Source organism: Streptomyces sp. NPDC057307 (assembly GCF_042667665.1).
GTDB lineage: Bacteria > Actinomycetota > Actinomycetes > Streptomycetales > Streptomycetaceae > Streptomyces.
In genome coordinates this window covers 1-12,512 of record NZ_JBHUZM010000050.1, presented here as the reverse complement: position 1 = coordinate 12,512, position 12,512 = coordinate 1, and the positions used below count along the sequence as shown (strand labels likewise).

The following is a 12,512-nucleotide window of genomic DNA, read 5'->3' as shown; positions in this document are numbered from 1 at the left end:
TCAGAAGCGGTCCGGGGCGCGTTCCGCGAGTGGAGAGCCGGGGAGTACGCCGCCGCGCTTCTGGTTCTTCCGTGCCTCCGCGTTCGAGGCGGGTGTCGCCTCGCAGGTCACGTCCTTCGCCGGGAGCTTGCCGGTGAGCAGGTAGCCGGTGACCGTGCCGTCCGTGCACGCGTTGCCGTTCGGGTAGACGCCGTGGCCCTCGCCGCCGAGGACCGTGAGCATCTTCGAGCCCTTCAGGTCGGAGTGGAGGGCCTGGGCGCTGGGCAGCGGGGTCTGGGAGTCCCACTCGTTCTGGACGATCAGGGAGCCGACCTTGTTGTTCACCTTGGTCGCCGGTTCCTTGGACCTGTCCCAGAACGCGCAGGGTTTGATGCTGGACGCGAAGTCACCGTAGAGCGGGTAGCGGCCCTTGTCCTCGATGGCGTCCCGCCGATAGCTCTCAGGATTCCGCGACCACGCGGCCGAGTTGTCGCCGCACACCACGGCCAGGAAGCTCGCCGTCATGTTGTCTGACGGCACCTCGGCGGCGGCAGCGGCGGTGGCGCCCGTGGCGCTGGTGGCACCCGTGTCGCCGCCGATGAACGCCGCGAGCTTCTTCGCCGAGACCGGCTGTCCGGCCGCGGCCTTCTTCAGCTCCACGACTCCCTCGGAGGCGTACTTCGGGGTGAAGACCGCCCCACGCATCCCGCTCCGGACGTCGTCACCGGTGTTCGGGTACCCGTCCAGCTCGATGGGCTTCTCGTCGGCCCGCGCGACCAGGTCCCAGAAGGTCCGGTCGACCTTCTTCGGGGTGTCGCCGAGGCCGTACGTCTCCGAACGTTCGGCGGCCCACTCCGTCCACCGGTCGAACGCGGGCTCCGCGCCCTCCGCCCACCACTGGATCATCCCCCGCCAGGCGCGCGCCGGGTCGACCGCGCTGTCCAGGACGAACCGGTCGGCCCGGCCCGGGAAGAGCTGGGTGTAGACGGCGCCCAGGTAGGTGCCGTACGAGTAACCCACGTACGAGATCTTCTTCTCGCCGAGGACCGCCCGCAGCACATCCATGTCGCGCACGGTGTTGCGTGTGGTGATGTACGGGAGTGTGTCGCCCGCCTTCTCCCTGCACTTGTTCGCGACGTCGCGCGCCCAGGCGACGTCCTTGTCGAACGTCTCCTCCTTGTACGGCCGCAGCCAGTTCTCCTCCTCCGGCTTCAGACCGCAGGAAACCGGGCTGCTCTCGCCCACCCCGCGCGGGTCGAAGCCGATGAGGTCGTACTTCTGCTGCGCGGACTCGGGGAGGGTCTCGCGCAGCCCCAGCGGCATGTACAGGCCCTGTCCGCCGGGGCCGCCGGGGTTGGAGAGCAGGACACCTCGCCGTTTGTCGGGCGCGGTGCTCCTGAGCCGGGATATGGCCAGGTCGAGCCGCTTGCCCCCGGGATTCCGGTAGTCCAGCGGGACCTTGATCGTGGCGCACTCGAACTCCGCCGGAGCGGTCGCGTCGCACCGCTTCCACTGCGGCTTCTGCTTCACGTACTGGTCCAGCGCGCCCTTGGCGGCGGACGACCGGGTAGCGGCCGGCGCGGCCGTGGCCGTCGAGGTGGCGAGCGCGGGAGCCAGCGTCGCTGTGACACTGACGGCCAACAGGGATCCGAGCCATCGTCTACGCACGTATTCGTTCCTTCCGGTCGCGTGTTCGGACAGGAACGATGATTCAGGTGGCGTACGTCGGGAACATCGGCCGCACGGCCCCAACTCCCCTCCGCCTTGGGGGTGATGTGGCGGCCGAGGATGGTCCCCGGGGCGTAGGGGAGATGAGGAGGGCGGCCGGTTGTCAGTGCCCGCTTCTATATTCACGCCATGGAGATCACCCAGCGGACGCTCGCGGAGGCCTGGCAGCGGACGGCCGCGCGACACGCCCTTCTCGACGAGGTCGCGCTGCCGCCCGTCGCGCTCTCGGACGACGAACTGGACGCGTACGTCGAGCGCGCCGAGGAGGCGGACGACGGCCGCCTGTGCCTGCTGCTGGACCAGGACGGCACGCTGCGCGGCCATCACCCTCCCTACCGGGAAGTCTTCGCCACCCGCGACCTCGAACAGGCGCTTTACCTGATCGCCGAGGCCGCGATGCGCCGGCGCGGCGGCAGCCTCCAGGAGGTGGCCGAGATGCTGGGACGAATCGATCCGGCGTGGGGCAGACGGTTCCTCGGTGGCGGACTGGACGACACGGGGACGGTCGAGGCGTGCGGGCGCGACCCGCTTGAGGGGCTCGCCTGGATAGCCAGGTCCTGGCGTGAACAGGACCCGTACACGACGCTTGCCTTCTTCCGCGCGGCGCCCGGCCGAACGGTCGACGCCGAGCGGCTGGCCCTGCTGTACGGGGCCGATCCCGCACAGGTCGCGGCCGGTACGCGCCTGAAGGATCTACAGGCCGTGGACGGCGGCCGGGCCCACTGGGACCGCCAGTGGGAGAGCTGCTGTTTCGGGCAGGCGGGCGGGTGGACGTTCCTGCTGCACCACGACACGCCACCGGGGTCCTTCGCCGACAAGGAGGCGTACGCGGCGCTCGGGATCAAGGACAGCGTGTGGCTCACCGCCACCTCCGCGAAGGCCATCTACACCTTCGACTACATACGGGACGGACGCCGCGTCGACGACGACTGGGGCGTGCTGGAGCTGATCTGGTACGAGCGCGGCTTCACGCCCTATCTGCGGGGCGGCGAGTTGGACTTCCTCAACAGGGCCGTGCGCCGGGCCGAGTTGGACCACCCCGAACTGACCAACACGTTCGAGCTGTACTTCCACGCCCTGGAGCTGTCCCTCGGCCTGCGTCTGCCACGCCGGGACTTCGCGGAGGGGGAGGTACGGGCCGCCTACTGGGGTCCCCGGCGGGTGAACTAGGACGCCGCGTAGCGGGTGGCGACGGCGGTGGCGCGGTCCCGCAGGGCGGTGCGCAGCCACTGCGGGGCGAGGGCTTCCGCGTTCATGGCGAGCTGCCACAGGGCCCATTCGGCGTGGCCCGCGTCCTGGAAGGTCACCTCCAGCCGCAGCCAGCCGTCCGCCGCGTCCACCGCGTCCGTTTCTTCGGCGAGGACGGCCAGCGCGGTGCCCACCAGGTCCTCCCGCCGGGCCGGGTCCACCCGTACCAGCGCGGTGACTTGGCGGTCGCCGCCGGTCCGGAACCGGGTGCCGCGTTCCTGCCAGGCCCGGTCCAGATCGACCCGGTCCGGTCGCTCCGCGGGCTCGGGGAGTTCCTCGGCGGCCAGGATCCGGGACAGCCGGTAGGTGCGGTCCGCGCCGGCTCTCGTGGCCAGCAAGTAACCCTGGTCGCGCACGGTGACGAGGCCGATCGGGTCCACCGTGCGCCACTTCGGGGTCTGGTCCACCGCCGCGTAGTGGATGCGCAGCTTGTGTCCGGCGAACACCGCGCGCCGGACCTCGGCGGCTATGGGGCCGGGCACCTCCTCGGCGTCCAGCCGTCGTGAGAGGAGGTCGGTCTCCGGGTCGATGAGCAGTCGCTCGGCCACGCCGGCCGCGGTGTCCCGATGGCTTTCGGGCAGCGCGTCGACCACCTTGAGCATGGCCGAGGCGAGTGCCGGGCCGAGGCCGAACGCCTGCGCGCCGCGCCGCGATCCGGCGACCAGCAGGGCAAGGGCCTCGTCGTGGTTCAGTCCGGTCAGCTCGGTTCGGAAGCCGGGCAGCAGCGCGAATCCGCCGTGCCGGCCGCGTTCGGCGTACACCGGGACGCCGGACGCGGACAGTGCCTCGATGTCGCGCAGCACGGTGCGGGTGGACACCTCCAGCTCGCGGGCCAGCGTGTCCGCCGTCAGCCGGCCGCGCTGGCGCAGCAGCAGGACCAGGGAGACCAGCCGATCGGCGCGCATGCGAAGACCGTAGAGGAATACGTGACATGGGGTGTCGTGATTCGTTGGGAGGCTCCTCGGGAGTCGTAACTCGCCCACACGAAGGAGCATCAGATGGGGTCTCAACTCAACCCGTACATCGGTTTCAACGGGAACGCGCGGCAGGCGATGGAGTTCTACCACGCGGTGTTCGGCGGCGAGCTGGAGCTGGGTACGGCCGCGGACTTCGGCGCCCCGGCGGCGCCCGACGCCGCCGATGCACAGGACGCCCCCGACGCCGCCAAGATCATGCACGCCCGGCTCGACACCCCGGGCGGCTACACGCTGATGGCCTGGGATGTGCCGGAGGGGGTGCCGTACCACCCGGGCAGCAACGTCGCGGTCTCCCTCGGCGGCGATGACGGCGAACTGCGCGGCCACTTCGAGAAGTTGTCCGTCGGGGGCACCGTGACCATGCCTCTGGAGAAGCAGGCGTGGGGCGACGAGGCGGGGTCGCTCGTGGACCGGTTCGGGACCACGTGGATGGTCAACATCACGCAGCGGCAGAATCAGCGGAACTGATCGACCGGACGGACTGAACGGACGACCCGGACGGACCACCCGGACCGACTGAGGGGGAGCACGCGTGCCCGAGATCGAAGTCGACCTCGTACGAAGGCTGTTGGCGGCCCAGTTTCCGCGGTGGAGCGGGCTCGGGCTCGCGCGGCTCGCCGACGGGGGGTCCGATCACGTGATCTTCCTGCTCGGTGACGACATGGCCGTACGGCTGCCGAGAGGCGACTGGGCCGCGGGGCAGGCGCGCAAGGAGCACGCGTGGCTGCCCCGGCTCGCGCCCGAGCTGCCGTTGGCCACGCCCGTGCCGCTCGGGCTCGGGGTGCCGGGGTTCGGGTATCCGTACCACTGGTCCGTCGCGCGGTGGCTGGAGGGGGACGTCGCGACGGCGGACGGGTTCGCCGATCCGGCGGGGGCCGCCGCCGAACTCGGGAGGTTCCTCAAGGCACTTCGGCGAATACCGACCGTGGCCGACGAGGACCACGGCCTGAGCCACTGGTCACTCGTGGAGCGCGACGACACGACCCGTACCGCCATCAAGGCCCGCACGGGCGGCGTCTTCGCCGACGCCATGACGCGCGTGTGGGACGCCGCGCTGGCGGCTCCGGCGTGGGACGCGGCGCCCGTCTGGTTCCACGGTGACTTCCACACCGGCAATCTGCTGACGGTCGACGGGCATCCGAGCGCCGTCATCGACTTCGGCGGGCTCGGCGTGGGCGACCCCGCCTGCGACCTGATGGTCGCCTGGACCACCCTCTCGGCCGCGACCAGGCCCGTCTTCCGCGCGGCGCTCGGCGTGGACGACGCCACGTGGGCGCGGGGGCGGGGGTTCGCGCTGGCGACCGGGCTGAACGCGTACACGCACTACGCGGCCACCAACCCGCGCGTGGCCGCGCAGACCCGCCGCCAGATCGACGAGGCCATCGCGGATGAACTGACGGAGGCGGCGGAGGCATCGACCGGCACCCGCACCGACACCGGCACCCGCACCGACACCTGGATTTGAACGGACGTCCCCCTTCCGCCGTATACCTCCATATACACCGGCGTTCTTACGGAGGTTCCGTGCTCGGAAAGATCATCCAGTGCGTCGCTGCCGGAACCCTCGCCGCGGGCGGCCTCGTCGCGGCCGGCGGCATCCCCGCGAGCGCCACCCCCGCCCCCGTCGCACCGACCGCGCCCGCCGCCGTCGCACCGCCCGCCCCCGCCGTCACCACCATCGCCTGCCCCTCCACCGCCTGCGTCCGCCTCGCGAGCGGTCTCGGTGAACCCCTCAGGGTCGCGCCCGACGGACAGGGCGGCGCCTACGTCACGTACCAGAACGGCGACCTGCGCGAGGTGGACCTCGGCTCCGGCGCCTCCACCGTCGTCGCGCGCGGTCTCGGCAACCTCCGGGGCGTCGACGTCCACGGCGGCAGCGCGTACGTCGTCGACTTCGGCGGCAGCCTCCAGCGCGTCGACCTCGCCACCGGCGCCCGGCAGGTGCTGGCCTCCGGGCTCGGCGCGCTCCAGGCCGTCGTCCACGACGACGCCGCCGGCAGCACCTATGTCACCGGCGGGAACGGGCAGTTGGTGGAGGTGCGGGACGGCCGCGATCCCCGGGTCGTCGCCGACGGCCTCGGACTGTCGCAGGGCATCGCGCTCGACGGCAAGGGCAACGCGTACACCGCCGACATGATGGCCGGGCGCGTCCTCCGTACGAAGGTGGCCACGGGCGCCACCGAGATCTTGGCCTCGGAGACGTACGAGCCCACGTCCATCTCCGTCGGCCCCGACGGTCAGGTGTACTTCGCCGTGGCGGACCAGGTCACCCGGCTGGACCCGGCCACCGGCCGCAAGGTCCACTTCGCCGACATCCGGGGCCTGAACTCCGTCGGCTTCACGATGGACGAGCGGGGCGACGCCTACGCCACCGACCTCGGGGGCGGCGGCGGGTCGCTCTGGAGGATCCCGGGTCTGGGCCGATGATGAGGCGCGGTCGGCTCGATCCGCCCGATCGGCGTGGTCGGCACCGATCCGTCTGATCTGCCGGATCGTTGTGGTCGGCGCGGGTGACCGGCCCGGTCCACGCGTGTGACCCGGCCCACGTTCCGCGTGGTCCGCGTCAGACCGGGCATGGATGTCCACCGGGCAGCCGCCCCGCTTCCTGGGTGACCCGGGACGGCCTTGGACTACCTCGGACGACCTGGGACGACCTTCGCTGGTGATCAAGGCGTGAGCGGGACATCTCACGATGCGATATACCTCAAGCGGAATGCGGCTGCTCGTTAGACTGAGCCGACCGCAGTGATGAACGACTGCGGCATGACTGATCGAGGAGCGCACGTGGGCCTTGTCGTGCAGAAGTACGGAGGCTCCTCCGTTGCCGATGCCGAAGGCATCAAGCGCGTTGCCAAGCGAATCGTCGATGCCAAGAAGAACGGCCACCAAGTGGTCGTCGTGGTATCCGCGATGGGCGACACGACGGACGAGCTGACCGATCTCGCCGAGCAGGTGTCCCCGATCCCCGCGGGTCGGGAACTGGACATGCTGTTGACCTCGGGAGAGCGCATCTCCATGGCGCTGCTGGCCATGGCGATCAAAAGCCTGGGCCACGAGGCCCAGTCGTTCACCGGCAGCCAGGCCGGTGTCATCACCGACTCGGTCCACAACAAGGCGCGCATCATCGATGTCACGCCCGGCCGCATCCGTACGGCGCTGGACGAGGGCAACATCGCCATCGTCGCCGGATTCCAGGGTGTCTCGCAGGACAAGAAGGACATCACCACGCTCGGCAGGGGCGGCTCCGACACCACCGCCGTCGCCCTCGCCGCCGCGCTGGACGCCGAGGTCTGTGAGATCTACACGGACGTCGACGGTGTCTTCACCGCCGACCCCCGCGTCGTCCCGAAGGCCCGGAAGATCGACTGGATCTCCATCGAGGACATGCTGGAGCTGGCCGCGTCCGGCTCCAAGGTGCTGCTGCACCGCTGCGTCGAGTACGCACGCCGATACAACATCCCGATCCATGTCCGCTCGTCCTTCTCCGGACTGCGCGGCACCTGGGTCAGCAACGAGCCGCAAGGGGACCAGCAGGTGGAGCACGCCATCATCTCCGGAGTCGCCCACGACGTCTCCGAGGCCAAGATCACCGTCGTCGGCGTTCCCGACAAGCCGGGCGAGGCCGCCGGGATCTTCCGCGCCATCGCGAACGCGGAGATCAACATCGACATGGTGGTGCAGAACGTGTCCGCCGCGTCCACCGGGCTGACCGACATCTCCTTCACCCTCCCCAAGACCGAGGGCCGCAAGGCCATCGACGCCCTGGAGAAGGCGAAGGGCACGATCGGCTTCGACTCGCTGCGCTACGACGACCAGATCGGGAAGATCTCGCTCGTCGGCGCCGGTATGAAGACGAACCCGGGCGTCACGGCCGGTTTCTTCGAGGCGTTGTCCGAGGCGAACGTGAACATCGAGCTGATCTCGACCTCCGAGATCCGGATCTCGGTCGTCACCCGCGCCGACGACGTGAACGAGGCCGTACGCGCCGTGCACACCGCCTTCGGCCTCGACACCGAATCCGACGAGGCGGTCGTCTACGGAGGCACCGGACGATGATCAGAAGTCGCGGAAGCGCGGGCCGATGAACGGCCGGCCGACGCTCGCGGTCGTAGGCGCGACCGGGGGCGTCGGCGCCGTCATGCTCCAGATTCTGTCGCAGCACGCCGACATCTGGGGTGAGATCCGCCTTCTCGCCTCACCCCGCGCGGCCGGCCGCAAGCTGGCCGTACGGGGCGAGGAGACCGAGGTCGTGGCGCTCAGCGAGGCCGCGCTCGCCGGCGTGGACGTCGCGCTGTTCCTCGTACCGGACGCGGTGTCCGCCCAGTGGGCACCCATCGCGGTGTCCCAGGGCGCGGTCGTGGTCGACGCCTCCGCCGCGTTCCGGATGGATCCGGACGTACCGCTCGTGGTGCCCGAACTGAATCCGCATGCCGGGCGTCTCCGTCCGCGCGGGATCATCGCGAGTCCGGGCTGCGCCACGCTCTCGATGATCGTCGCGGTCGGCTCGCTGCACGCGGAGTTCGGGGTGCGCGAGCTGGTCGTCTCCTCCTACCAGGCGGTCAGCGCCGCCGGACAGGACGGCATCTCGGCGCTGCGCAGACAGCTGTCGATGGTGGCCGGTACGGAGCTGGGGACGAACCCCGGGGACGTACGGCGCGCGGTGGGCGACATCACCGGGCCCTTCGGCGGACCGCTGGCGCTCAACGTCGTGCCGTGGGCCGGGTCGCTCATGGAGGACGGCTGGTCGTCGGAGGAGATGGCGATCCGCGAGGAGACCCGGAAGATCCTCGACCTGCCCGATCTGAAGGTCGCCGTGACGTGCGTGCACGTGCCCGTGATCACCGCGCACTCGCTCGCCGTCCACGCGCGCTTCGAGGGGCCGGTGACGGTGGACCGGGCGCACGAGATCCTGGCGACGTCGCCGGGTGTGGTGCTGTTCGACAATCCGGCGGCGGGGGACTTCCCGACGCCGGCGGACGTGGTGGGGACCGACCCGACGTGGGTGGGACGGGTGCGGCGGTCGCTGGACGACGAGCGGGCGCTGGAGCTGTTCGTGTGCGGGGACAACCTCCGTAAGGGCGCGGCGCTCAACTGCGCGCAGATCGCGGAGGCCGTGGCGGGGGAATTCACCCGGGGGTAGGCGGGGTTGGGGGAGAGGCCGGGGCGGTCCGGGGGTTGGTGCGGGGCGAGGCTCGGGGAGTTGTCCGGGGTGAGGTCCGGGCGGGTTCCGGGCGAGGTCCGGGGAGTGGGTGCCGCCCGGGGCGGCCACCGAACGGTTTGTAGAATCTGTGAACGCCCTGTGAGCAAATCGCTGGTCTGTACCACTTGAACTGGGGTGTTCCGGTGGCGGACGATGCTCTTTCGACTTTCTGCAACCGCTGGTTGGCCGGAAGCGTCTATGCGGTCGCCCCTGTGTGGTGCCGTGGGCAAATGGGGCATGTGGGGGAGATCGGTTACGCATGAGGGCAATTGGTGCATCGTCAAATGCGGCGGCGAACGCGTACAACCCTGGGCGGGGGAAGCGTGTCCAACAGGCGTGGCAGAGGTTCTCGATTTCACAGCGGTCGTCCCGGTTCGCGGCACTTCGGTGCGGCCGGCCCGTCGACCCCGCAGGTCCGGTGGTATGCCGGTGATCGCTCCCATGCCAGCGGCGCGCCCGGCCGGTATATCGGACCGGCGCGAGGGCGCTGACGACGCGATGGCAACAGGTACCACCGTCGACCATCTGACCGAGACCTACCGACAGCACTACCGCTCACTGCTCGGTCTCGCGGCACTGCTCCTGGACGACACGGCCTCCTGCGAGGACGTCGTACAGGAAGCGTTCATCCGCGTGCACTCGGCGCGCAATCGGGTACGCGAGCCGGAGAAGACCCTGGCGTATCTGCGCCAGACCGTCGTCAACCTGTCGCGTTCCGCGCTGCGCCGCCGCATCCTCGGGCTCAAGCTGCTGTCGAAGCCGATGCCCGACATGGCGAGTGCCGAGGAAGGCGCGTACGACCTGCTGGAGCGCGACGCGCTGATCAAGGCGATGCGCGGGCTGCAACGCCGCCAGCGCGAGGTCCTGGTGCTGCGCTACTTCGCCGACATGACGGAGGCACAGGTCTCCGAGACGCTCGGCATATCCCTGGGCTCGGTGAAGGCGTACGGCTCGCGGGGCATCGCGGCGCTGCGTATCGCCATGGAGGCCACGGCATGAGCGGGCACGAGCACGATCAGGACCACGAAAGGCCGGAGGGGCCGGACGGTCCGACAGCCAAGTCGACTGGAAATGGAACTGTGAACAACGGGCCGGAAGAAGAACCGGGCGGAGACCTCCACAGTGTGGCCGACGGCACGCGGGGCGCGGAAGACGCCGCCGACAGTGACCCCCACCCCCCAGCAGATGTGACTCAGCCCCAGCCCCTCGGCGCGCTCTTCGCCGGTGCGGGTGTCGGTGGCGCCGGTAGTGCCGGTGGCGGCAGTAACGCCGGCGGTAGCGGTGGTGACGGCGGCGGGATCGACGACGAGCTGGCGCTGCGCCGGCTCCTGCACGGGGCGGTCCAGGAGATCGAGCCCTCCGCCGGAGCCCTCGACCATCTGCGCAGGGCGGTGCCCGCGAGGCGCGCGCGCAAGCGCCAGGCGTTCGTGGGTGTCGCTGCGGCCGCGCTCCTGATCAGTACGGCGGTGCCCGCCTTCGTACATGTCGCGAACACCGGCAGTTCCTCGGACGACAAGTCTTTCAACGTGGGCCACGGGGAGCAGGTCCAGGGCGGCACCGGCTCCGACGGCGGCCCGAAGGACAGTGAGAAGGACGGCACCGACCCGTCGGACAAGACGGACAGCGGGAAGGACGGCTCGGGCGACAAGGACAAGCCCGAGACGAGCGACGGCGGGAACACGGGCGGTACGTCCGGTGGCGGCGGGGGCGATCCGGAGAGCAGCTTCACCAACTCCACCGCCACGTGCGACGCGAGTCAGCTCGACGTGACGGCGGACGCGGGCGAACCGCAGGCCGACGGCACGGTGTACGGGCGCTTCCGTATCTCCAACGCCTCCGGCACCGACTGCTCGGTCAGCGGCCACGGCTCCGTCGGCTTCCTGGCGACGGGCGCCGCCGACCCGAGCAAGATCGAAGTGGTGGACCACACCCCGGGCGACCCCGCGAGCGGGCTGCCCGACCCGTCGATGGAGTCGGCCAGCCTGGTGCTGCCGCCCTCGGGGGCGTACGAGGTGATGTTCGCCTGGGTGCCGACCGACACCTGTCCGACCGGCGAGCCGTCACCGAACCCCTCGCCCACGGAAGGCGACTCCGGCGGCGCGACGAACGGCACCGGATCGACGCCGATCGAGCAGCCGTCCCCGCAGCTCGGCAGCGATGAGGGACCCGAGGACGGCAGCATCGACGTCGTACACACCCCGGAGTCCGGCTCGGAACCGGCGGCGACGACGACGATCGAGAACGCGTGCGCGGGGACGATCTACCGGACGGGTGTGCTGGAAGCGTCGTAACGACGTGGTGCGGTTGGTAGGGCAGGTGCTGTGCCCGGTGCGCCCGGCGCGTGCGGTGCGTCCGGCGCGTGCGGTGCTTGCGGTGCGCCCGGCGCGTGCGGTGCGTCCGGCGCGTGCGGTGCTTGCGGTGCGCCTGGTACACCGCACCACGATTCCTTACGCGGCCGTCTCCAGGCCCAGCGCGCGGTCCCTGACCGCCTCCGTCTCGCGCCGGAACAGCCGGAACCACATGAAGAGCACGAACGCGACGAAGACGAACCACTCACCCGTGTAACCGAGGTTCTGGAACGCCTTCAGATCCAGCCCACTGCCCTGCGGCGCCCGCGCCGGTACGGGCGTCAGCCCGGCCTCGGGCTCGGTGAGCGTGACCCAGGCGTCGTACACCTCGTAGGGCACGAGATTGACCAGCGACGCCCCGCTGATGATGCCGACCTGTCCGCTCGGCAGGCCGCCGCGGGAGTCGGCGCCGTCGGTGCCCGAGTTCTCCGGCGCCTGAAGCGCGCCGGTCACGGTGACCTCGCCCTTCGGGGCGGGGGGTACGGCCTCACCGGCCGGCAGCCAGCCGCGTACGACGGGCAGCGCCCGGCCGCTGTCGGTCCGCAGGAGCGCCAGTATGTACGAGCCGGACTTGTCGTCCAACTCCCGGTTCGGTACGACGAGTTGATCCGCGTACGTACCACTCGCCGTGGCGTGCCGACCCGAGGTCGCCTGGTCGACGGGCAGCAGCTCCGCGAGCGGCGCGGCGGCGCGCTTGCCCGGATCGGGCGCGGACTCGGCGCTCCGATGCGAGTCGACGCGGTCCTCGAAACGGCCGAGCTGCCAGGTCCCCATGAAGATGCAGAAGGGGATGGCCAGCAGCACGAAGACATTGATGCCCCACCACCGGGGCGTCAGCAGGAACCGGTACACCCCTCTACGGTACGCAGCGGGCCCGGGGACCCGTGGGGCGGGTTGGTCCACCAAGGCCACCCTTCGGGCCCGCGCGGCCCTGCCCGACTTTCCCCAGCCCTCCGTCGGCGCTCCGCGGCCCTGCTCGGCGCCCCCGGTGGCCGCTCCGTCCTTGATCGCCGGACGGCCGCACATGCGGCC

Annotated in this window: 11 protein-coding genes; 8 read left to right on the top strand and 3 right to left on the bottom strand. The window is 70.7% G+C overall.

Annotated features, from left to right (window positions below; translation table 11 throughout):
- Positions 1 to 1,647, bottom strand: a complete 1,647-nt coding sequence (locus ACFUN8_RS18975) for an alpha/beta hydrolase (RefSeq protein WP_383638529.1) — start codon at positions 1,645 to 1,647, stop codon at positions 1 to 3.
- 189 nt (positions 1,648 to 1,836) lie between these two features.
- Between ACFUN8_RS18975 and ACFUN8_RS18970 the strand changes: the two genes are divergently transcribed.
- The gene (locus ACFUN8_RS18970; protein WP_383638526.1) at positions 1,837 to 2,877 is read left to right on the top strand and encodes a hypothetical protein; all 1,041 of its coding nucleotides are present in this window, start codon (positions 1,837 to 1,839) and stop codon (positions 2,875 to 2,877) included.
- Here ACFUN8_RS18970 and ACFUN8_RS18965 read toward each other — a convergent pair.
- Positions 2,874 to 3,860 carry a helix-turn-helix transcriptional regulator gene (locus tag ACFUN8_RS18965; protein ID WP_383638523.1) on the bottom strand — a complete coding sequence of 329 codons (987 nt, stop codon included), beginning with the start codon at positions 3,858 to 3,860 and terminating at the stop codon, positions 2,874 to 2,876. The two genes, ACFUN8_RS18970 and ACFUN8_RS18965, sit on opposite strands and share 4 nt — an antisense overlap.
- A 93-nt stretch (positions 3,861 to 3,953) precedes the next feature.
- Between ACFUN8_RS18965 and ACFUN8_RS18960 the strand changes: the two genes are divergently transcribed.
- The 7 genes from ACFUN8_RS18960 to ACFUN8_RS18930 all read left to right on the top strand — a co-directional run bounded on the left by ACFUN8_RS18960 (position 3,954) and on the right by ACFUN8_RS18930 (position 11,423).
- Complete coding sequence (locus ACFUN8_RS18960) at positions 3,954 to 4,400, top strand: VOC family protein (protein ID WP_383638520.1); 447 nt, start codon at positions 3,954 to 3,956, stop codon at positions 4,398 to 4,400.
- Positions 4,401 to 4,464: 64 nt separating this feature from the next.
- On the top strand, positions 4,465 to 5,397 hold the full coding sequence (locus ACFUN8_RS18955) for an aminoglycoside phosphotransferase family protein (RefSeq protein WP_383638517.1): 933 nt from the start codon (positions 4,465 to 4,467) through the stop codon (positions 5,395 to 5,397).
- A gap of 59 nt (positions 5,398 to 5,456) precedes the next feature.
- A complete protein-coding gene (locus ACFUN8_RS18950; protein WP_383638514.1) occupies positions 5,457 to 6,359 on the top strand; it encodes a hypothetical protein in 903 nt (300 codons plus the stop codon).
- Positions 6,360 to 6,716: 357 nt separating this feature from the next.
- Entirely contained in the window at positions 6,717 to 7,988 is a 1,272-nt protein-coding gene (locus tag ACFUN8_RS18945; protein ID WP_383638615.1) for an aspartate kinase, read from the top strand.
- Between the two features lie 25 nt (positions 7,989 to 8,013).
- Positions 8,014 to 9,072: an aspartate-semialdehyde dehydrogenase gene (locus ACFUN8_RS18940; protein ID WP_383638511.1), complete on the top strand. Its 1,059-nt coding sequence runs from the start codon at positions 8,014 to 8,016 to the stop codon at positions 9,070 to 9,072.
- Positions 9,073 to 9,468: 396 nt separating this feature from the next.
- Positions 9,469 to 10,131: a SigE family RNA polymerase sigma factor gene (locus ACFUN8_RS18935; protein ID WP_383638507.1), complete on the top strand. Its 663-nt coding sequence runs from the start codon at positions 9,469 to 9,471 to the stop codon at positions 10,129 to 10,131.
- Positions 10,132 to 10,319: 188 nt separating this feature from the next.
- Complete coding sequence (locus ACFUN8_RS18930; protein ID WP_383638504.1) at positions 10,320 to 11,423, top strand: DUF4232 domain-containing protein; 1,104 nt, start codon at positions 10,320 to 10,322, stop codon at positions 11,421 to 11,423.
- Between the two features lie 156 nt (positions 11,424 to 11,579).
- Here the strand turns inward: ACFUN8_RS18930 and ACFUN8_RS18925 are convergent, their stop codons facing one another.
- Positions 11,580 to 12,332 (bottom strand): SURF1 family protein, encoded by a 753-nt coding sequence (locus ACFUN8_RS18925; protein ID WP_383638501.1) that lies wholly within the window; start codon positions 12,330 to 12,332, stop codon positions 11,580 to 11,582.
- Between the last annotated feature and the right edge of the window lie 180 nt (positions 12,333 to 12,512).